At 73.6% G+C, this 20,300-nt stretch carries 20 protein-coding genes; 7 read left to right on the top strand and 13 right to left on the bottom strand.

Going from position 1 to position 20,300, the window contains the following annotated elements:
• Nucleotides 1-152: 152 nt before the first annotated feature.
• Complete coding sequence (gene argH, locus AB0D44_RS27215) at nt 153-1,580, bottom strand: argininosuccinate lyase (protein ID WP_362595628.1); 1,428 nt, start codon at nt 1,578-1,580, stop codon at nt 153-155.
• A 282-nt stretch (nt 1,581-1,862) separates the two neighbouring features.
• Here argH and AB0D44_RS27210 point away from each other — a divergent pair, with 282 nt between their 5' ends.
• Genes AB0D44_RS27210 through AB0D44_RS27200 form a run of 3 tightly spaced genes read left to right on the top strand, consistent with a single transcriptional unit; the run spans nt 1,863 to nt 4,668 of the window.
• A complete protein-coding gene (locus tag AB0D44_RS27210; RefSeq protein ID WP_362595626.1) occupies nt 1,863-3,368 on the top strand; it encodes a hypothetical protein in 1,506 nt (501 codons plus the stop codon).
• 16 nt (nt 3,369-3,384) lie between these two features.
• On the top strand, nt 3,385-3,966 hold the full coding sequence (locus tag AB0D44_RS27205) for a pyridoxamine 5'-phosphate oxidase family protein (protein WP_362595625.1): 582 nt from the start codon (nt 3,385-3,387) through the stop codon (nt 3,964-3,966).
• Nucleotides 3,967-3,999: 33 nt separating this feature from the next.
• Nucleotides 4,000-4,668 carry a L,D-transpeptidase family protein gene (locus AB0D44_RS27200; protein WP_362595663.1) on the top strand — a complete coding sequence of 223 codons (669 nt, stop codon included), beginning with the start codon at nt 4,000-4,002 and terminating at the stop codon, nt 4,666-4,668.
• A gap of 52 nt (nt 4,669-4,720) precedes the next feature.
• Here AB0D44_RS27200 and AB0D44_RS27195 read toward each other — a convergent pair whose 3' ends face one another.
• The 5 genes from AB0D44_RS27195 to argC are packed head-to-tail and all read right to left on the bottom strand — an operon-like array spanning nt 4,721 to nt 9,548.
• Nucleotides 4,721-5,257 (bottom strand): arginine repressor, encoded by a 537-nt coding sequence (locus AB0D44_RS27195; protein WP_362595623.1) that lies wholly within the window; start codon nt 5,255-5,257, stop codon nt 4,721-4,723.
• 7 nt (nt 5,258-5,264) lie between these two features.
• On the bottom strand, nt 5,265-6,464 hold the full coding sequence (locus tag AB0D44_RS27190; RefSeq protein ID WP_362595621.1) for an acetylornithine transaminase: 1,200 nt from the start codon (nt 6,462-6,464) through the stop codon (nt 5,265-5,267).
• Nucleotides 6,461-7,369, bottom strand: a complete 909-nt coding sequence (argB, locus tag AB0D44_RS27185) for an acetylglutamate kinase (RefSeq protein WP_362595619.1) — start codon at nt 7,367-7,369, stop codon at nt 6,461-6,463. Before argB ends, AB0D44_RS27190 begins: the two co-directional genes overlap by 4 nt.
• Complete coding sequence (gene argJ / locus AB0D44_RS27180) at nt 7,366-8,523, bottom strand: bifunctional glutamate N-acetyltransferase/amino-acid acetyltransferase ArgJ (protein WP_362595617.1); 1,158 nt, start codon at nt 8,521-8,523, stop codon at nt 7,366-7,368. Before argJ ends, argB begins: the two co-directional genes overlap by 4 nt.
• The gene (argC, locus tag AB0D44_RS27175) at nt 8,520-9,548 is read right to left on the bottom strand and encodes an N-acetyl-gamma-glutamyl-phosphate reductase (RefSeq protein ID WP_362595615.1); all 1,029 of its coding nucleotides are present in this window, start codon (nt 9,546-9,548) and stop codon (nt 8,520-8,522) included. Before argC ends, argJ begins: the two co-directional genes overlap by 4 nt.
• Before the next feature lie 124 nt (nt 9,549-9,672).
• Here argC and AB0D44_RS27170 point away from each other — a divergent pair, with 124 nt between their 5' ends.
• Nucleotides 9,673-10,371 (top strand): DUF6215 domain-containing protein, encoded by a 699-nt coding sequence (locus tag AB0D44_RS27170; protein WP_362595613.1) that lies wholly within the window; start codon nt 9,673-9,675, stop codon nt 10,369-10,371.
• Here AB0D44_RS27170 and AB0D44_RS27165 read toward each other — a convergent pair.
• From AB0D44_RS27165 to AB0D44_RS27155, 3 genes are read right to left on the bottom strand one after another with little or no spacing between them, the layout of a single operon-like run.
• Nucleotides 10,368-11,123, bottom strand: a complete 756-nt coding sequence (locus tag AB0D44_RS27165; protein WP_362595611.1) for an N-acetyltransferase — start codon at nt 11,121-11,123, stop codon at nt 10,368-10,370. The two genes, AB0D44_RS27170 and AB0D44_RS27165, sit on opposite strands and share 4 nt — an antisense overlap.
• 40 nt (nt 11,124-11,163) lie before the next feature.
• A complete protein-coding gene (locus tag AB0D44_RS27160; RefSeq protein ID WP_362595609.1) occupies nt 11,164-11,739 on the bottom strand; it encodes a histidine phosphatase family protein in 576 nt (191 codons plus the stop codon).
• A gap of 31 nt (nt 11,740-11,770) precedes the next feature.
• Nucleotides 11,771-13,204: a PLP-dependent aminotransferase family protein gene (locus AB0D44_RS27155; RefSeq protein WP_362595607.1), complete on the bottom strand. Its 1,434-nt coding sequence runs from the start codon at nt 13,202-13,204 to the stop codon at nt 11,771-11,773.
• Between AB0D44_RS27155 and AB0D44_RS27150 the strand changes: the two genes are divergently transcribed.
• Nucleotides 13,203-14,117, top strand: coding sequence for a DMT family transporter (locus AB0D44_RS27150; RefSeq protein ID WP_362595605.1), 915 nt, complete (start codon nt 13,203-13,205; stop codon nt 14,115-14,117). The genes AB0D44_RS27155 and AB0D44_RS27150 overlap by 2 nt on opposite strands.
• A 57-nt stretch (nt 14,118-14,174) precedes the next feature.
• Complete coding sequence (locus AB0D44_RS27145) at nt 14,175-14,372, top strand: DUF1918 domain-containing protein (RefSeq protein ID WP_362595603.1); 198 nt, start codon at nt 14,175-14,177, stop codon at nt 14,370-14,372.
• A 1-nt stretch (nt 14,373) separates the two neighbouring features.
• Here the strand turns inward: AB0D44_RS27145 and AB0D44_RS27140 are convergent, their stop codons facing one another.
• Nucleotides 14,374-15,618, bottom strand: coding sequence for a family 10 glycosylhydrolase (locus AB0D44_RS27140; RefSeq protein WP_362595601.1), 1,245 nt, complete (start codon nt 15,616-15,618; stop codon nt 14,374-14,376).
• Nucleotides 15,619-15,771: 153 nt separating this feature from the next.
• Here AB0D44_RS27140 and AB0D44_RS27135 point away from each other — a divergent pair, with 153 nt between their 5' ends.
• A complete protein-coding gene (locus tag AB0D44_RS27135; protein ID WP_362595599.1) occupies nt 15,772-16,674 on the top strand; it encodes a 3-hydroxybutyryl-CoA dehydrogenase in 903 nt (300 codons plus the stop codon).
• A 2-nt stretch (nt 16,675-16,676) separates the two neighbouring features.
• Here AB0D44_RS27135 and AB0D44_RS27130 read toward each other — a convergent pair whose 3' ends face one another.
• From AB0D44_RS27130 to AB0D44_RS27120, 3 genes are all read right to left on the bottom strand, one after another.
• Nucleotides 16,677-17,213 carry an NUDIX hydrolase gene (locus AB0D44_RS27130; RefSeq protein ID WP_362595597.1) on the bottom strand — a complete coding sequence of 179 codons (537 nt, stop codon included), beginning with the start codon at nt 17,211-17,213 and terminating at the stop codon, nt 16,677-16,679.
• A gap of 53 nt (nt 17,214-17,266) precedes the next feature.
• On the bottom strand, nt 17,267-18,607 hold the full coding sequence (locus AB0D44_RS27125) for a transcriptional regulator (RefSeq protein WP_362595595.1): 1,341 nt from the start codon (nt 18,605-18,607) through the stop codon (nt 17,267-17,269).
• Nucleotides 18,608-18,917: 310 nt separating this feature from the next.
• A complete protein-coding gene (locus tag AB0D44_RS27120; RefSeq protein ID WP_362595593.1) occupies nt 18,918-20,105 on the bottom strand; it encodes a PP2C family protein-serine/threonine phosphatase in 1,188 nt (395 codons plus the stop codon).
• Nucleotides 20,106-20,300: the final 195 nt, after the last annotated feature.

The following is a 20,300-nucleotide window of genomic DNA, read 5'->3' as shown; positions in this document are numbered from 1 at the left end:
TCTCCCCGTCTCCTCGTTCTCCATGATCGGAACACCGTCCACCACGCTCCTCGCGGACCGTTCGGTTCCTGTGGGTACGGAGAGGCGCGGCGCATGCCGGAGGGGGCGGCCGGGGTCCGTCCACCCCGGCCGCCCCCTCGGGGCGGTGCCGCCTACTGCTTGTGCGCGGCCCAGGCGTGCTGGATGACCAGGTCCGCCTTCAGCTCGGTCAGCTGGACGGCGACCGCCGAAGGGGCGGTGCCGCCGCGGCCGTTGCGGGAGGCCAGGGCGCCGGGCACGTTGAGGACGCCGCGGACCTCGGGGGTCAGGTGTTCCGAGATCTTCGCGAACTGCTCGTCGGTGAGCTCCTCCAGCTCGATGCCGAGCGCCTCGCATTCCTTGACGCACTCGCCGGCCACCTCGTGGGCGACACGGAACGGCACGCCCTGCTTGACCAGCCACTCCGCGATGTCGGTGGCGAGCGAGAAGCCGGCCGGAGCCAGTTCCTCCATGCGCTCCCGGTTGACCGTGAGGGTGGCCATCATGCCGGTGAAGGCCGGCAGCAGGACCTCGAGGGTGTCGCAGGAGTCGAAGACCGGCTCCTTGTCCTCCTGGAGGTCCCGGTTGTAGGCCAGGGGCAGCGCCTTGAGGGTGGCGAGCAGGCCCGTCAGGTTGCCGATGAGCCGGCCCGACTTGCCGCGCGCCAGCTCCGCGATGTCCGGGTTCTTCTTCTGCGGCATGATCGACGAGCCGGTGGAGAAGGCGTCGTGCAGGGTCACGAAGGAGAACTCCTTCGTGTTCCAGATGATGATCTCCTCTGCGATCCGGGACAGGTTGATCCCGATCATCGCGGTGACGAAGGCGAACTCGGCAACGAAGTCGCGCGAGGCCGTGCCGTCGATGGAGTTGCCGACCGAGCCCCGCTCGAAGCCCAGGTCGGCGGCGACGGCCTCCGGGTCCAGGCCGAGGGAGGAGCCGGCCAGCGCGCCCGAGCCGTACGGGGAGACCGCGGTCCGGGTGTCCCACTGGCGCAGCCGCTCCGCGTCCCGGGACAGGGACTGCACGTGGGCCAGTACGTGGTGGGCGAAGAGCACCGGCTGCGCGTGCTGGAGGTGCGTCCGGCCGGGCATCGCCACGTCCGCGTGGGTCTCGGCGAGGCCGACCAGCGCGTCCTGGAGGTCGGCGATGAGCCCGCCGATGATCCGGGCGTGGTCGCGCAGGTACATCCGGAAGAGGGTGGCCACCTGGTCGTTGCGGGACCGGCCGGCCCGCAGCTTGCCGCCGAGGTCGGCGCCGAGCCGCTCCAGCAGGCCGCGCTCCAGTGCGGTGTGCACGTCCTCGTCGGCGATGGTGCCGACGAAGGTGCCCGCGGCCACGTCGGCCTCGAGCCGGTCCAGTCCGGCGATCATGCGCTCGAGCTCGTCGGCCGTGAGCAGGCCCGCCTTGTGCAGCACGCGGGCGTGGGCACGGGAGCCCGCGATGTCGTACGGCGCGAGGCGCCAGTCGAAGTGGACCGACGCGGACAGTTTCGCGAGGGCCTCGGCGGGCCCGTCGGCGAAGCGTCCGCCCCAGAGCCGGACGTCACCGTTGTTGCTGCTCACAGCTTTGCTCCTCAAGACTGCATGGCTTCGGGTGTGCAACGGCCTCCCCGTCGCGGAGGTAACGGAGAGGCCGTCTGGTCCGTGGGTCGTCGGACGGCTCGGGCTGGACCGGCGGGACCGGCGAGGTCGCGGCGGGATGCACTCCAGTAGGCATAACTATGCGCTACTCCGTATGTTTCGTCAATCGGTACCAGGACCGGGCCTGCGACCAGGCCGTATCTCAGAGGCGCCACGCGAGGGCCAGGGCTACGATCGGCGGTCCGGACCGGATGGGGAGGGGCCATGGGAGCCGCGCTGGAACAGCAGGTCGAAGAGGGCCGGGCCGCCGCGGCGGGCCTGCTGCGGGGCGAGCGCATGGGAATCGGCGGCGTCCGGCGCCCCGTCCTGCCCGTCTCCTGGCTCGCCTTCGACTCCGAGATCCGGCGCGCCCACTCGCCCTGGCACCGGGGGCGCGCCGCCGACCGGATCGAGGTCCGCCTGTGCCACCCCGACGGCCGGATCCGCGAGGCCGCGCTCGACGCCGCGCGCCCGCTGCTCCCGCTCGTCGCGATCCGGTGCGCCGACTGGGTCCCGGCCGTCCGCGAACGCGCCCGGGCGGTGCTCGCCGAGGCGCTGGCCGCCGACCCCTCCCGCACGCTGATCGAGCTCACCCCGCTCGTGCTGCGGCTCGCCCGGCGGGAGCGGGGCGTCTGGGCGCGCGACCTCTTCGCGGCCGCGCTGCGCGCCGGGGACCCGGTGCCCGCTCCGTTGTGGCGCCCCGCGCGTCCCGCGCGGTGGTGGCGCCCGGCCAGGGACGCACGGACCATGACCGGCGAGGAGCCCGACACCGTCCTGGCCTGGCTGCGGCGCAGCGGCGACCTGCCGACCCGGCGGTTCGCCACCGGCCTCACCCTGGAGGCCGGGCTGTTCGGCGTACGCGAAAAGGCCCGCCGGGCCGCCGAGGAGCGCGACCCGGCGACGGCCCGGCTCTGGGCGGATGCCGCCCTGGCCGCCATGGCCGCCGACGGACCGGACGACGAGGCGGTCGACCACCTGCTGGGCGGGCACCTCCCGATGGTGCGGGCGGGCGGGGTCACCGCCCTGCGCCGGGCCGGCCGCACCGCCGAGGCCGCCGGCCACCTGGCCGACCGCTCCTCGCTGGTCCGCGCCTGCGCCCGGTGGCTGGTGCGCCAGGACGGCGGGGACCCCTACGTCCACTGCCGGGCGCTGGTGGAGGATCCGTCCCGGGTCACGCCGTACGCCGTCGCCGGTTTCGCCGAGTGCGCGAAGCCGGCGGACGCGCCGCTGCTGCGGGCCCTTCTGGAGCGGCCCGGCCCCGGCGGTGACGCGGTACGGGCCGCCGCCCTCGCCGGGCTGCGCGTTCTGGACACCTCCGAGACGGCCCTGCTCCGGTCGCTGCTCGACGACCCGTCACCCGCGGTGGCTCGGGAGGCCGCCCGCGGGCTCATCCCGGACTCGGGGCGCCTCCCGGCCGACTGGCTGCAGGCCCTGATCTCCCCGGACCGCCCCCCGCACACCCGTCGGGCCGCCTACCGCGTGCTGCACGCCCGGGGCGGCATCGACGGACTCCGCGCCTCCGTGGCGCTGCTGACGGACGGTGACCCGGGGCTGCGCCGGGTCGCCGCGCAGCACGTGCAGAGCATGTGGTCGCCCGAGCGGTCACCGGACCTGCCCGTGCGCGACCCCGAGGTCGGCGCCCTGCTGGACCGCTGCACCGGACTGTTCAGCGACTACGTCATGCGGCGGATGCGTGCACAGCTCGGACTCCCCCCGCCGCGTCCGGCCTGACGGGATAATGATCCCCATGGGAAAACTGCACGAACGCATAGACGGCCGGCTGCGCACGTTCATCGAGGAGCAGCCGGTCTTCTTCACGGCCACCGCCCCGCTCGCGGATGACGGCCACGTCAACCTGTCCCCCAAGGGCCGCGCCGGCACCCTCGTCGTCCTCGACGAGCAGCGGCTCGCCTACCTGGACTTCGGCGGCAGCGGCGCCGAAACCATCGCGCACGTCCGCGAGAACGGCCGGATCACGCTCATGTGGTGTGCGTTCAGCGGCCCGCCGAACATCGTGCGCATCCACGGCGAGGGCGAGGCCGTCTTCCGTGACGACCCCCGCTGGGCGGAGCTGATCGGGCACTTCGGCGAGGCCGACGGGCCGGCCGCCCGGGCCATCATCCTCGTCCGTGCCCGGCGCATCGCCGATGTGTGCGGATACGCCGTACCCCTCATGGAGTACCAGGGGGAACGCACCCTCCACGCGGAGTACTTCGGCCGCAAGACGGACGAGGAGTTCGGGGCGTACTGCGAGAAGAAGGAGTTCATCGGAACGAGCGTCGACGGCCTGCCTGCGCTGCCTTTGCCCCTTCCGCCCCGTACCGTCTGACATGTGCTGCGTACTGCCCTCGTCACGGGCTCACTGATCGTCACCGCCCTGCTCCCGCAGGGCTTCCCGGGTCAGCCCCCGCTCCCCGCCCTGCTCGCCGACACCGGCGGCGGCAGCCAGTTGATCACCGCCGTCGCGCCCGCCCCCGGTTCCACGACCGGGCGGCTGACCTGGTGGAACCGGTGGGCGGGGCGTTGGTACGAGGCGGGGAGCGCGCCCGCCCGCTTCGGGGCGAAGGGCCTCACGGAGGGCGCGACCCGCGTGCAGAGCACGAACACCACCCCGACCGGCCTGTACGGCCTGCCGTACGCCTTCGGCATCCGGCGGGCGCCCGCGGGGACGGAGTACCCCTATCGGCCCGTGACCCGCGACTCGTGGTGGTGCCAGGACAACCGGTCCGCCGCCTACAACCGCTGGGTGGAGCCGCTGCCGGCGCACTGCGCGCCGGGCGAGGCGGAGCACCTGGTGACGTACAAGACCCAGTACGCCCACGCGCTGGTCATCGGCTTCAACTACGCCGAGCCCGTCCGCGGCCGCGGCGCCGGTATCTTCCTGCACGTCAACGGCAAGGGCGCGACGGCCGGTTGCATCTCCGTACCCGCGGGAGCGATGCGGGAGATCCTGCGCTGGGCGGATCCGGACCGCCGCCCGCACATCGCGATCGGCACCGAGTCCGGGACCTTGGACATCACGCGCTACTAGGCCGCCGTGCACAGCCGCCCGGCGCCCGGCGCCCGGCGCCCGCAGGACCGGCCTACCCCTCCTTCTGGGCCAGGCGCAGCAGGTGGTCGGCGAGGGCCTGGCCGCCCGTCGGATCGCGGCTGATCAGCATCAGGGTGTCGTCGCCCGCGATCGTGCCGAGGATCTCCCGGAGTTCGGCCTGGTCGATCGCGGAGGCGAGGAACTGCGCCGCACCCGGCGGCGTGCGCAGGACGACGAGGTTGGCGGAGGCCTCCGCCGAGATCAGCAGCTCCCCGGAGAGGCGCCGCATGCGCTCCTCCTTCGCCGACTCGCCGAGCGGGGCCTGCGGCGTACGGAAACCGCCCTCGCTGGGCACCGCGTAGATCAGCTCGCCGTTGGTGTTGCGGATCTTCACCGCGCCCAGCTCGTCGAGGTCCCGGGAGAGCGTCGCCTGGGTGACGCTCAGCCCGTCGTCGGCGAGCAGCTTGGCCAGCTGGCTCTGCGAGCGGACCGGCTGCCGGTTGAGGATGTCCACGATCCGGCGGTGGCGGGCGGTGCGGGTCTGCGGGACGGCCTGCCCACCGTGCTCGTTGTCCTGCGCCTGACTCATCGTCGTCTCATTCTCCGGATCCGTCCCCGTGGGCCGCGTCGAGGATGCCGGGCAGGTCCCGGAGGAACGCGTCCGCCTCGGCCTCGGACAGCACGTACGGCGGCATGAGCCGTACGACGTCGGGGGCGGGCGCGTTGACCAGGTAACCGGCATCCTGAGCCGCCTGCTGCACCCGGGGTGCGAGGGGCTCGGTCAGCACCATACCCAGCAGAAGGCCGGCACCGCGGACGTGGGAGACCAGCGGATGCCCGGAAGCCTCGATTCCGGAGCGCAGCCGCTCGCCGCGTGCCTTGACCTGCGCGAGCAGGCCTTCGGCGGCGATGGTGTCGATGACGGCGAGCCCGGCGGCGCAGGCGACCGGGTTCCCGCCGAAGGTGGTGCCGTGCTGGCCCGGCTGGAGCAGATCGGCGGCGGCTCCGAAGGCGGCGACGGCGCCGATGGGCAGGCCGCCGCCCAGCCCCTTCGCGAGCGCGACCAGGTCCGGCTCGACCCCCTCGTGAGCCTGGTGCTCGAACCACTGTCCGCACCGTCCGATGCCGGTCTGCACCTCGTCGAGGACGAGCAGGGTGCCGGTGGCACGGGTGATCTCGCGGGCGGCCGTCAGGTATCCGGCGGGCGGCACGACGACGCCGTTCTCGCCCTGGATGGGCTCGATGACGACGAAGGCGGTCCGCTCGGTGACCGCGGCCCGCAGCGCCTCGACGTCGCCGTACGGAACGTGCGTGACGTCACCGGGCAGGGGCAGGAAGGGCTCCTGCTTCTTGGGCTGGCCGGTGAGCGCGAGGGCGCCCATGGTCCGGCCGTGGAACCCGCCCGTGGTGGAGACCATGTGGGTCCGCCCGGTCAGCCGGCCGATCTTGAAGGCGGCTTCGACGGCCTCGGCGCCGGAGTTGCAGAAGAACACCTTGCCGGGGCGGCCGAAGAGCTGGAGCAGCCGCTCGCCGAGCGCGATGACCGGCTCGGAGGCGTAGAGGTTGGAGACGTGGCCCAGCGTCCCGATCTGGCCGGTGACGGCCTCGACGACCGCCGGGTGGGCGTGGCCGAGCGCGTTGACCGCGATGCCGCCGACGAAGTCGGTGTACTGCTTGCCGTCCGCGTCCCAGACCTGGGCGCCCTCGCCGCGTACGAGGGTCAGCGCGGGGGTTCCGTAGTTGTTGGTCAGCGCACCCTGCCAGCGGGTGCGGTACTCCTCGTTGCCGGTGGTCACCGGGGCTCCCCTCCCTGTCCGTCGGGCACGACCATCGTGCCGATTCCCTCGTCGGTGAAGATCTCCAGCAGGATCGAGTGCTGGACCCGCCCGTCGATCACGCGGGCGGTGGTGACTCCATTGCGCACGGCGTGCAGGCAGCCCTCCATTTTGGGCACCATGCCGCTGGACAGCTCGGGCAGCAGCTTCTCCAGCTGGCTGACCGTGAGCCGGCTGATGACCTCGTCGCTGTGGGGCCAGTCCGCGTACAGGCCCTCGACGTCCGTGAGGACCATCAGGGTCTCCGCGCCGAGCGCCGCGGCGAGCGCCGCCGCGGCCGTGTCCGCGTTCACGTTGTAGACGTGGTGGTCGTCGGCGCTGCGCGCGATGGAGGAGATCACCGGGATCCGCCCGTCCGCCAGCAGTGCCTCGATCGCGCCGGTGTCGATGGCGGTGATCTCCCCGACCCGCCCGATGTCGACGAGCTCGCCCTCGATCTCGGGGGTGTGCTTGGTGGCGGTGATGGTCCGGGCGTCCTCGCCCGTCATGCCGACCGCGAGCGGCCCGTGCTGGTTGAGCAGCCCGACCAGCTCGCGCTGGACCTGGCCCGCCAGGACCATCCGGACGACGTCCATGGCCTCCGGGGTGGTCACGCGCAGGCCCGCCTTGAACTCGCTGACCAGGCCCTGCTTGTCGAGCTGGGCATTGATCTGCGGGCCGCCGCCGTGCACCACGACCGGCTTGAGGCCGGCCTGCCGCAGGAAGACCACGTCCTGGGCGAAGGCGGCCTTGAGGTCCTCGTCGATCATGGCGTTGCCGCCGAACTTGATGACGACGACCTTGCCGTTGTGGCGGGTCAGCCAGGGCAGCGCCTCGATGAGGATCTGGGCCTTGGGCAGCGCGGTGTGCTTCCTCGCCGTGCTCATGAGCTGTACGCGCTGTTCTCGTGAACGTACTCCGCCGTGAGGTCGTTGGCCCAGATGACGGCCGACTCCCCGCCCGTGGCCAGGTCGGCGGTGATGCGGACCTCGCGGTCCTTCATGCTCACCAGGTCGCGGTCCTCGCCGACCGAGCCGTTCTTGCAGACCCAGACCCCGTTGATGGCCACGTTCAGCCGGTCCGGGTCGAAGGCCGCCTTGGTGGTGCCGATGGCGGAGAGCACCCGGCCCCAGTTCGGGTCCTCGCCGTGGATGGCGCACTTGAGCAGGTTGTTGCGGGCGATGGACCGGCCGACCTCGACCGCGTCGTCCTCGCTGGCCGCGCCGATGACCTCGATGCGGATGTCCTTGCTGGCGCCCTCGGCGTCCCCGATCAGCTGGCGGGCCAGGTCGTCGCAGACGGCCCGTACGGCGTCGGCGAACTCCTCGTGCGCCGGGACCGTGCCGGAGGCGCCGGAGGCCAGCAGCAGCACCGTGTCGTTGGTGGACATGCAGCCGTCGGAGTCGACCCGGTCGAAGGTGGTGCGGGTGGCGGCGCGCAGCGCCGTGTCGAGGGCGGCGCTGTCCAGGTCGGCGTCGGTGGTGAGGACGACGAGCATGGTGGCCAGGCCGGGGGCGAGCATGCCCGCGCCCTTGGCCATGCCGCCGACGGTCCAGCCGTTCTGCGAGACGGTGGCCGTCTTGTGCACGGTGTCGGTGGTCTTGATGGCGATGGCGGCGGCCTCGCCGCCGTCCGCGGACAGGGCGGCGGCAGCGGTCTCGATGCCGGGCAGCAGCTTGTCCATGGGGAGCAGGACGCCGATCAGGCCGGTGGACGCGACCGCGATCTCGCCGGCGTTGAACTCGCCGCCGAGGGCGGCGGCGACCTTCTCGGCGGTGGCGTGCGTGTCCTGGAAGCCCTTGGGGCCGGTGCAGGCGTTGGCGCCGCCGGAGTTCAGGACGACCGCGCTGACGGTGCCGCCGCGCAGGACCTGCTCGGACCAGTGCACGGGGGCGGCCTTGACGCGGTTGGAGGTGAAGACGCCCGCGGCGGCCAGACGCGGCCCGTTGTTGACCACGAGGGCCAGGTCGGGGTTGCCGTTTGCCTTGATCCCGGCGGCGATGCCCGCCGCCGTGAATCCCTGTGCTGCCGTGACGCTCACGGTGCCACTCCGATCGTGGAAAGTCCGAGCTGCTCGGGGAGCCCGAGGGCGATGTTCATGCTCTGCACCGCGCCGCCGGCGGTGCCCTTGGTCAGGTTGTCGATGGCGCTGATGGCGATGATCCGCTGGGCGGACGCGTCGTGGGCGACCTGGATCTGGACGGCGTTGGAACCCTGCACGGACTTCGTGGTCGGCCACCGGCCCTCGGGGAGGAGCTGGACGAAGGGCTCCTCCTCGTAGGCCTTCTCGTAGGCGGCGCGCAGCGATTCCGCGGTGGTGCCGGGGAGGGCCTTGGCGGAGCAGGTGGCGAGGATGCCGCGCGGCATGGGCACGAGGTTCGCGGTGAAGGAGACGGAGACCCGCTCCCCGGCCAACGGGGAGAGGTTCTGCACCATCTCGGGGGTGTGCCGGTGCACGCCGCCCACGCCGTACGGAGTGACCGTGCCCATCACCTCGGAGCCGAGCAGGTTCGTCTTGAGCGCCTTGCCCGCGCCGGAGGTGCCGGTGGCGGCGACGATCACGGCCTCGGGCTCGGCGAGCCGCGCCTGGTAGGCGGGGAAGAGCGCGAGCGAGACGGCGGTGGGGAAGCAGCCGGGGACGGCGACGCGCTTGGTTCCCGCGAGGGCGGCGCGGCCGCCCGGGAGCTCGGGAAGGCCGTAGGGCCAGGTCCCGGCGTGGGTGCCGCCGTAGAACGCGGCCCAGTCGGCGGAGTCCTTGAGCCGGTGGTCGGCGCCCATGTCGATGACGAGGACGTCCTCGCCGAGCTGGGCGGCGACGGCGGCGGACTGGCCGTGCGGGAGCGCGAGGAACACCACGTCGTGGCCTGCGAGGACCTCGGGAGTGGTCGGCTCCAGGGTCCGCCCGGCGAGCGGTCCGAGGTGCGGCTGCAGGTTGCCGAACAGCTCTCCGGCGTTGGAGTGGCCGGTCAGCGCGCCGATCTCGACCTCGGGGTGGGAGAGCAGCAGGCGCAGGACTTCACCGCCCGCGTATCCGCTCGCTCCGGCCACCGCTACACGTACCACCATCGGACCCTCCTCCTTGATGGCATGACTATACGTATCGCCGCACTTTTATGCAAAGAACTTCTCCGGTAGATGATCACGGGATAAGGTCCCCGGGCACGTACCGGGGGACCACGGGGTGGGGGACATGACCGAGGACAACGACGCGCCGAACAGGGGCGCGGCAGCTTGGCGGCAGGCGGCCACGGCCTTGCTCCTGGTGCCGGCCCTGGGCTTCGGCCTGTGGCTGTGGGGGGACGCACAGGGGAACACGCCGGCCTCGGGCTCGGAGCAGCGCCCCGTCACCTGCGTGGACGGGGACCCGGGGAAGCAGACCCCGCACCTCTCCGGAAAACAGCTGTGCGAAACGCTGTACCGACCCGACCTCGCCGACCTGCTGGGCACACCCGGGCAGCGCGCGAAGAGCGCCGGCGGCGGCAACGGCGTCGTGAGGATCGGCAGCAGCGGCAAGGAGGTCGCCACTCCCTCCGCCCGGGTCGAGTTCGAGACCTACACGGTGACGCTGTCGGCGACCTACGGCAGCCTCACGGTGGCCACGTCCGCCAAGCTCCTCGGGGACGGCGCGCCGCCGCGCACCGTCCTGGGCCGTCCCGCGGCCTTCTACTCGGACCGCACCATCCGGATCGGGTTCCGTCCCGGCGGGAGCGACTCCGGCAGCTCGGCCGGCCTCCCGGCCCGCGTCCTGATGGTGGCCCAGGACGCTCAGGACGGCGGCAACACCTACGAGGTCACCCTGTGGCGCGCGGACGGCGCGGTACCGGACGACGCGGTCGTACTCCGCGTCGCGGAGGCGGTACTCCCGACCCTCCCCGGCTGGACCCCTTAGGCCGAGCCCAGGCGGTGGCGGACCCACACGTTCGGCTCCACGTAGACCGCGTAGCCCTGTTCGGGATCACAGTGGACCGGGGCCAGGGCGCCCGGGACGTGGACCGGGCCCGGGGTGTCGAAGGGCAGGCCGGTCCACTCGCGCCACTGCGGGAGCGAGCCGGTGATCGTCATCGAGAGGGGGGCCACCGAGTCGATGACCCCGCCCGCGCGGACGTGGACGCGCAGCCACGGGTCGTGCGGGAGGCCGTCCCCGCGGGTGCGGTACGCGTACTCGTGGATCGAGGCGTCCGGCTCGGCCGGCTTCCCGCTCGGCCGGACCGGGGCCACGGCCTCGGCGAAGCCACGGGCGCGGGCGTTGTCGCGCATCGCGGCCAGCATCCGGCCGGACAGGCCCTCGCCCTGCCGGTCCGCGGCGACGGAGATCTCGATGGCGCTCACCGTGTCCGGTGCGGTCCCGCGCCGCAGGTCGGAGAAGGCCCACATCAGGACCCGGTCCCAGCCCTGCGCGGGCAGCACCCCGTCGCGGCCCGGCGCGTGCTGGGCGAAGGGCACGCTGAACCCCCGGGCGACCACCGCGTCGCGGTCCGTGGCGACCAGGACGTACTGCGGCAGCTCGGCCACCATCCACGGGTACAGCAGCCAGGCCGGCGCGTCGTGCTGGACGAACTCGGGCCAGGAGTCCTCCATGTCCCAGAGCCGGCCCGCGAGTTCGGGCCGCTCCGCCAGTGTGGTGATCAGTATCCCGGTCATCCCCGCAGGCTAGGACCGCGCCGGGGCCCGCTCAACCGCTTTACACCGGGGCCTGCAGGGACAGGTGCCAGCGCCCCGACCAGCCCGTCAGGGTCATCGTGGACAGCGGCCGCACGTCCACGTTCCAGTAGGTCAGCGGCGGCGCCTGCAACGCGTAGACCAGGGCCGCCCGCACGACCGAGGGCTCCGCCACCGCCACGATCGCGCCGCCGTCGTCCGCGGGCCGCGTATCGAGCCAGCCGCCGATGCGGGAGATGAAGGCGAGCAGCGACTCGCCGCCGTGCGGGGCGGCGCGCGGGTCGGTGAGCCAGAGGTCCACCGCCCCCGGTTCACGGGCGGTCACCTCGGCGAGCGTCAGCCCGCGCCAGCGGCCCATGTCGCACTCGCGGAGCGCGGGCTGGGCCAGCGGCGCGTACCCGAGCGCCTCGCCGGTGGCCCTGCTGCGCGGGGTGGGCGAGCAGTAGCGCAGCTCCGCGGCGCCCAGCGGGACCAGCCCGGGGGCGGCCGACTCCACCGCGTGCCAGCCCGCCCCGTCGAGCGGACGGTCGTCGTCGAAGCGCTCGGTGAGCAGCGGGGAACTGCGGGCTGCGGCAACGAGCGAGACCCGAACATGCATGCGGTGATGGTGGGCCGCGCACCGCACGGGGTCAAGCGTCTGCGCCGAGCGCCGCCCGCAGCCGCTGGACCGCCTCCACCAGCTCTCCCGGCCCCGAGACCCCCGCGAAGCTCAGCCGGACGTGCGGACCGGGCGGCTCGGCGCAGAAGTAAGGGCGGCCGGGCGCGACGGCGACCCCCGCGCGCAGGGCGGCCGCGGCGAACGCGGCGTCGTCCCCCCCACCGCCCGGCCGCACCCACAGCTGGTAGCCGCCGGACGGCACGTGCGGCAGTTCCAGGCCCGTGAGTTCCCGTCGCAGCGCCCCGGCGAGGACGTCCCGGCGGTGGCGCAGCTCGGCGGAGACGGTCCGCAGGTGGCGGGGCCAGGCGGGCGCGCCGACCAGCTCCAGGGCGGCTTCCTGGAGCGGCCGGGGCACGAAGAAGCTGTCCACGACCTGGATGGCGCGCAGCCGGTCCACGACCGGGCCCCGGGCGGCGAGGGCGCCCACCCGCAGGCTGGGCGAGGTCGCCTTGGTGAGGGAGCGCACGTGCACGACCACGCCGTCGGCGTCCTCGGCGGCCAGCGTGGCGGGCAGCGGCCCGCAGTCCTCGTGGGCCAGGGCCCGGGCGTAGTCGTCCTCGACGACGAAGGCCCCGGCGGCCCGGGCGATGCGCAGCACCTCGGCCCGCCGCCCGGGAGCCAGCACGGCCCCGGTCGGGTTCTGGAACAGCGGCTGGCATACGAAGACCCGCGCCCCGGTGGCTTCGAAGGCGGCGGCGAGCAGCTCCGGCCGGACTCCGTCGGCGTCCACCGGGACCGGCACGGGCCGACAGCCCGAGGCGCGCGCGATGGCCAGCAGTCCCGGGTAGGTGGGCGACTCCACCAGGATCGGCGCCCCGGGCGGGGCCAGCGCCCGCAGGGCGGTGGCCAGGGCGCTCTGTCCGCCTGCGGTGACCAGGACGTCGGCGGCCACGACCGGCCCGCCGATCTCCCGGGCGAACCAGTCGCGCAGCTCGGGCAGGCCCTCGAGGGGCGGCCGCCCCCAGGCCCCGGGCCGCCGCCCGGCCCGGGCCAGCGCGGCCGCCATGGCCCGTTCGGGCTGGAGGGAGGGGTGCAGGTAGCCGCCGTTGAGCTCGATCACCCCGGGCGGCGGGGTGGTCAGCGAGCCGAGCACCCCGGTGGCGTCCACGGAGCGCGGGACGATCTCCCCGCCGCCCTCGGCGCTGAGGGCGACCTCCTGCCAGGAGGTGTCCCCGGGCGCCGGGGCCGAGGTACGCGGCCGGGCGCGGAAGACCCCGGCGCCGGGCCGGGTGACGACCAGGCCCTCGGCAGCGAGCTGCGCCAGGGCCCGGGAGACGGTCACGGGGCTGACCCGGTAGCGCTCGACCAGGGCCCGACTCGAGGGGAGCTTTCCACCCATCGAGTAGCGGTTCAGTTCGGACCGCAGAGATTCTGCCAGCTCCGCCACACTGCTACGCTCATACATGACAGCACAGAATAGCGCTACTCTCCCCCCGACGATAGCGGTGACCGGATCGTCCCGCGGCGCCGCCACCGGGACCGCCCTGGCCTCGCTCGGCGTGATCGCCTTCTCCCTCACGTTCCCCGCGACCGCGTGGGGGCTGGAGAGCTTCGGCCCGTGGTCGATGGTCGCGCTGCGCAGCGTCCTGGCGGCCGCGATCGCCGGCGCCTTCCTGCTGGCCCGCCGGGTCCCGCTGCCCGCCCGCGCGCACTGGGCGGGCCTGGCTGTCGTCGCCGCCGGGGTGGTCGTCGGGTTCCCCCTGCTCACCACCCTCGCGCTGACCACCTCCACGACCTCGCACGCCGCCGTCGTGGTCGGGCTGCTGCCGCTGACCACGGCCGCGCTCTCCGCGCTGCGCACCGGGGCCCGGCCCTCGCGCCGGTTCTGGGCGGCGGCGCTGGCCGGAGCCGGTGTGGTCCTCGCGTTCACGGTGGCCCAGAGCGGCGGTTCGCTCTCGGCCGGGGACGCCTACCTGTTCGGCGCCCTGCTGGTGTGCGCCGCCGGGTACACCGAGGGCGGCCGGCTCGCCCGGACCCTGCCGGGCTGGCAGGTGATCGGCTGGGCCCTGGTGCTGTGCCTGCCGCTCAGCCTGGCCGGCTCCGCGCTGGGGCTCGCGTACGAACCGGTCCACCTCACGGGCCATGGAGTGGCCGGCCTGGTCTGGGCGGCGGCCGGGTCCACCTTCCTCGGCCTGTACGTCTGGTACCGCGGCATGGCCGAGATCGGCGCGCCCCGGGCCAGCCAGCTCCAGCTCGCCCAGCCCCTCCTGACACTGGTCTGGTCGGTCGCCCTGCTCGGCGAGCGGCTGTCCCCGGCCGCCCCGGTGGCCGCCTGCGCGGTGCTCGTCTGCATCGCGGTGACCCAACGGGTCAAATAGCCGCGGAACGACCTAAACTGCTAGCACCGGATCGGACCGCCACCGAGGAGGTCAGTTATGCGCGCGACCGAGGGCGACCAGCTGGTGCAGCACGGCAGGATCGTCGGACAGCACGACAAGGTGGGCGAGATCACCCAGGTGCTGGGCGAGAACGGAACCCCCCCGTACCGGGTCCGCTTCCAGGACGGTCACGAGGCCCTGATGGCCCCCGGACCCGACTGCACGGTCCGCCACCCAGGAGAACCCGAGCACTGAATCAGCGCGGCACCGCCGCCGATCCGTAGTGGTCGGCGACCACCCGGGCCATCGCTCCGTTGGGGTCCGCGGCCACGTGTTTCGCCGAGAAGTACGCGTGGCCGCGGACCTCCGGATATCGCCCGGCGAAGGCGAGGTGGCGCGACAGCTCCCCCGGATCGCGCCAGGCCGGTTCGGGGCTGTCCGCCTCGCAGCGGTACAGCGCCTCCCCCACGTACAGCTCCACGCCCGTGCCCGCGACCGTCCGCGCCCACCAGGGGACGATGTCCGCGTAGTCGGCGGTCGGGTGCCCGATGTGCCAGTAGGCCTGCGGCACGATGTAGTCGATCCAGCCCTCGGTGACCCACTTGCGGGTGTCCGCGTACAGGTCGTCGTACGTCGCGATGCCCGCCCGTGTGGGTGAACCGAGCGGGTCCCGGTCGGAGTTGCGCCAGATCGCGAACGGGCTGACGCCGAACCGGGCCGCCGGCCGGACCTCCCGCAGCCGCTGCGACATCTCCCGCACCAGGGTGTCGGTGTTGTGGCGGCGCCAGGCGGCCCGGGAGCGGAAGTCCGCCCCGTACTCCTCGTAGGCCTCGTCGTCGTCGAACTCCTCCCCCTCCACCGGGTACGGGTAGAAGTAGTCGTCCCAGTGCACCCCGTCCACCGGGTAGCGGGAAACGGCGTCGAGCATGGCCTCCTGGACGAAGAGCCGCACCTCGGGCAGACCGGGGTTGTAGAACAGCTTGCCGCCGTACTCCACGGTCCACTCGGGGTTGCGCCGGGCCGGGTGCGCGGACGCCAGCCGGTCGAGGTCGGTGTGGTTGGCCACGCGGTAGGGGTTGAACCAGGCGTGCAGTTCCAGACCCCGGGCGTGCGCCTCCGCGACGGCCGTGCCCAGCGGGTCCCAGCCCGGGTCCACCCCCTGCTCCCCCGTCAACCACTGCGACCAGGGTTCCAGCCGTGAGGGCCACAAGGCGTCGGCCGCCGGCCGGACCTGGAGGATCACCGCGCCCAGGCGGCGGCGCACCGCGGTGTCGAGGAGGCCGAGCAGCTCGCTGCGCTGCCGCGCGGCGGTGAGCCCGCTGCGGGACGGCCAGTCCACGTTGGACACGGAGGCGATCCACATGCCCCGGAACTGCGTGGTCGCCGCATGGCGCGAGGGCGGGGAGGCCGCCGCCCGGGCCGGCGCCGCCCGGCCGCCCGTCGCCCCCGCCAGCGCCCACGCGGTCCCCGCCAGCAGCCCCCGGCGCCCGATGTACGTCATGTGACGTCTCCGTTCCTGTGCGTGACAACCCGTTGCGTGCGCCCAGCATGCCCGCCCCGGCCCGCCACCGGGGTCAAGGTCGGGGGTAACGTCGGGGGGCGTGGCGGGCGCCGGAGAGCAGTTACCACTGTGAGCACGGGGGACCCGCGATGGATGAGCAGCGAAAGGCACGAAGTGACGGACCTCTCTACCCTCCCGACCGACATCACCCGCGTCGGCGTAGTGGGCTGCGGCCAGATGGGCGCGGGCATCGCCGAGGTGTGTGCCCGCAGCGGTCTTGAGGTGAAGGTCGCCGAGACCACGGGCGAGGCCCTGGAGATCGGACGCACCAGGCTGCACAACTCGCTGACCAAGGCCGCCGAACGCGGCAAGATCAGCGAGGAGGAGCGGGACGCCACCCTGGCCCGCCTCAGCTTCACCACCGACCTCGGCGAGTTCGCCGACCGCGACCTGGTGATCGAGGCCGTCGTGGAGAACGAACAGGTCAAGACGGAGATCTTCCAGGTCCTCGACCAGGTGATGACCCGCCCGGACGCGATCTTGGCCTCCAACACCTCCTCGATCCCGCTCGTCAAGCTGGCCGTCGCGACCTCCCGCCCCGACCAGGTCATCGGCATCCACTTCTTCAACCCGGCCCCGGTGCAGAAGCTCGTCGAGCTGATCCCGGCGCTGACGACGGGCGAGGAGACGGTCAAGCGGGCCGAGGCCCTGGTGCGCGACGTGCTGGGCAAGCACGCCGTCCGCGCCCAGGACCGTTCCGGCTTCGTCGTCAACGCGCTCCTCGTCCCGTACCTGCTGTCCGCGATCCGCATGTTCGAGTCCGGCATCGCGAGCCGCGAGGACATCGACAACGGCATGGAGCTGGGCTGCGCCCACCCGATGGGCCCGCTCAAGCTCTCCGACCTGATCGGCCTGGACACCATCGCCTCGATCGCCGACTCCATGTACGCCGAGTACAAGGAGCCGCTGTACGCCGCTCCCCCGCTGCTCCAGCGCATGGTCGACGCCGGCCGCCTGGGCCGCAAGACCGGCTCGGGCTTCTACCCGTACGGCTAGGACTAGGCAATGCCGAGCCTGAGGTGGTGCAGCAGGAGCAGCCCGGCCGCCATGTTGGCGGCCGGGATCTCCCCGCGCGCGATCATGTCCGGCACCAGCTTGAGGGGGACCCACTCCCGCCGCGAGGACTCGAAGCCGTCCTCGGGATGGCCGATGTACGTGGCCCCGTCCGCCCAGTAGAGGTGGTGGCGGGCGTCGGTCAGCCCGTTGGACGGCTCCACGGTCATCAGGTGCCGGAGCGGTCCGGGCCGCCAGCCCGACTCCTCCTCCATCTCCCGCGCCGCCGCGCTCTCCACGGACTCGCCGTCCTCCACCACCCCCGCGGGCAGCTCCCAGCCCCAGCTGTCGGTGATGAACCGGTGCCGCCACAGCAGCAGCACCTCGTTGGCCTCGTTGACGGCCGTGGCGACGGCGACCGGGCGCAGCCGGATCACGAAGTGGTCCAGGTGCCGGCCGTCGGGGAGTTCCACATCGGCGAGATTCACGTCGAACCAGCGGTTCTTGTACACGGTCTGCTCACTCAGGTTCGTCCACTGCACGGTTGTGCCGCCTTCCGTTCGGATCGGTGGCAACATGGCAGCAGCTGAAGCCGTCACAGGGGAACGCGCAGCGCCCCGTCGATGAGCTGGGCCGTTTCCTCCGCGCCCGAACAACCGCTGGTCAGCAGCTGTTCGCGGACCGCCCGCAGCCGGTCGCGCAGCCGCAGCGACTCCATCCCCTTGGCCCGCTCGGCCATTTCGGCCGCGGCCGCCACCGCCCGGTCCGCCTCTCCCTGCCGCAGCTGGATCTCGCACAGCATCGCGAGGCGGTGCACCCGCCCGCGGTCGTGCGCGGGGGTGCCGACGGCCGCGGTCGCCTGTTCGTGCGCGGCGGCGAGGTCCCCCAGACCGAGCAGGGCCTCGGCGACCTGGACGTTGACCAGCCCCGGCTGCACGTAGCCCGTCTCGTCCGGTTCGGCGCCCGGGCTGATCCGCTCGGCCGCCGCCTCGGCGTGCCGGATGCAGGCCAACGCGGCCATGGAGTCGCCGAGTTGGGCGTAGGCCTTGGCCTGCATCGCGTACAGGTCGGCGGTCAGCGCCGGGGTCGTGTCCCGGCCGGCGGCGCGCAGCGCGGCTTCGGCGAAGGCCACGGCCTGGCGGTACTCCCGCAGGTGCAGGGACTGGTTGACGATCAGCGCGATGACGTACGCCCCGAGTCCGCGGTCCCCGCTCGCCTTGGCCAGGCGCAGGGCCTGGTGGAAGTAGCGCTGGGCGAGGCCGTGGGCGTCGGAGTCGTACGCGCAGATCCCCGCCACCGCCACGAGGGAGCCGGTGGCCCGGTGCAGCCGCCGGCCGAGGGCGTCGGGGTAACTGCCGCGCAGCATGGGCGCCGTCTCACTGCCAAGGAAGCGGACGATCCGGTCCCGGGTGGCCACCCCGCCGGCCCGGCGGTACATCAGCTCGTAGTGCGCGCGGGCGGCCCGCAGGATCTCGATGTGCTCGGGCCCGATCCTGTCCGGGCCCTCGCGGGAGACGTCGGCGTCCTCGGGCGGGTTCTCCCATTCCCAGACCGGGATGACGGCGGGGGTCCCGGTGACGGCCTGTGCCGTGAGCAGTTGGGTCCGGGCCTGCCCGTCGGCACGCCACAGCGCGGCGGCGCGGTCCACGAACCCGCTGAGCGGGGACGCGTGCGGTGAGACGGGCAGGCCCGGGACGCCGAGGCCGATGTCGTCCAGCCCGACGGGCCGCTTCAACCGGCCCCCGAGCACCTCGCAGATCAGGTCGGGGACCTGGCCGCGGGGCCGCTGTCCCTTCAACCACCGGGTGACGGCGGTGTGTTCGTAGCGCAGGGCGAGTCCGCGGGTGCGGCCCGCCTGGTTCACGTACGCGGCGAGTCCGGCGTGGGACATGCCCGCCTCGGCGAGGAGGGCGTCGAGCAGGACGTTTGGCTGCATGGGCCGCTCCCAGGGCTCGTCGGTCTCAGGCTAGTGGGTCCGTGGTTCACACGGGGTGTGAACCACGTACGCGCATAAATGCGATACGCACTCTGCCGCCGGGGGGCCGGGGGGCGCTTCACTTAAGGGCCTCGCCAAGAGGCGGCTCGGGTCGTCGGCTCCCCCTCGTACAGTGCGACGACCCGTCACCGCCGCCCGTCCTGCTGTCTGCCCGACACTCCACGGCAGGCGGGCGGCGTGCCGGTTCCGCCGGCGCCCGGTTGGTCGCCGGGCCCGGCGGAACCGGCCTGGCCGGACCGGTCCGACCCGGTCAGGACCGGTCGTCGCGGAGCACCAGCAGGGCGACGTCGTCGGCGAGCCGCCCACCGGTGTGCCGGAGCAGGGCCGCGTGCACGCCCGCCACCAGCCGCGCGGGCGTGAGCGGTGCCGCTGCCCCTGCGAGGACGCTGGGCAGGGGGAAGAACGCACCGGCGGCGTTGCGGGCCTCCCCGGCGCCGTCGGTGTACAGGAACAGGGTGTCGCCGGGCCCCAGTTCGCCAACAGGGTCCGGCTGAACGTCCGCTGGTACGGACACCACCCCGAGCGGGGGCAGTGTCTCGCCGGCCAGGGCCTGCACGTGCGTGGGCCGCTGCGCGGAGCCTCCCCCACCCCGCCCCTTCCCGAAACCGGGGCTCCGCCCCGTACCCCGTACGGCGCTCCGCGCCCGCGCCTCACACGCCGGCGGGGCTGGGTTGGCAGGCGGCACCTTCGAGGCCGGCTCGGCCGCATCCAGCCCCGCCGGCGTGTGAGGCGCGGGGTCTGGGGCGGAGCCCCGGCTGCGCGGAGCGCAGGGCTCCGGGACCGCCGCCGGACGCAGCAGGTACGGCCACGGGTGACCGCAGTTCAGGGCCAGGAGGGTGCCGTCCGGGGCGATCTGGAGGAGCAGGACCGTCACGAACTCCTCGGCCGACGGCGACTGCGGCTCGGACGGGCAGGACGCGGGATGCTCGGACCGGGCGCGGTCGCGGACGTGCCGGCCCAGCGCCCGCTCCATCCGCACGAGGACGCCGCCCAGCGACACCTCGTCGTACGCCGCTTCGCGGAAGGCCCCCAGGACCGCCGCGGCAGCGCCCAGCGCCGGCAGCCCGTGCCCCCGTACGTCCCCGATGACCACCCGCACGCCGTGCACCGTCGGCACGGCCTCGTACAGGTCCCCGCCCACCGCCGCGCCCCGGTTCGCCGACAGCTGCGCGGCGGCAAGCGTCAGCCCGGCCATGCGTCCGGGCAGCGGCCGCAGCACGGCCCGCTGCGCGGCCCCCGCGATCTCCTGCGACCGCCGCAGCTCCGCCACCAACTCGCGCCGGATGTGCAGCGCACAGCCCGTCGCCAGCAGCAGGAACGCCGCGCACGTGGTCAGGCTCGGCACCAGCCGCCCCGGGGTCGACAGCTCCCAGGACACCGCGGCGCCGCCCCACGCGAAGACGCACACCCGGCGCACCTGGGGCATCTCCCCGATCATCGCGGCCTCCCCTCGGCCGCAACGATTGTGCCGACCGGCCGGTGCCCCGGACACGGCTCGCAGGCCTTCTCACCCAAATGAGTGAGGGGCGCATCCGGTGGTCCGGATGCGCCCCAGAGCCCGCCCCCCAGGGGGGGGGCGCGCCACCCCTAACCCACACCGAAACAGCACCCCCAGAACAGGCGCCCCCCCCAC

The sequence above is a fragment of the Streptomyces sp. NPDC048349 genome, from assembly GCF_040651925.1.
Classification (GTDB): domain Bacteria; phylum Actinomycetota; class Actinomycetes; order Streptomycetales; family Streptomycetaceae; genus Streptomyces.
Note: the sequence above shows the minus strand (reverse complement) of the source record. Positions and strands in the feature narration are given on the sequence as shown.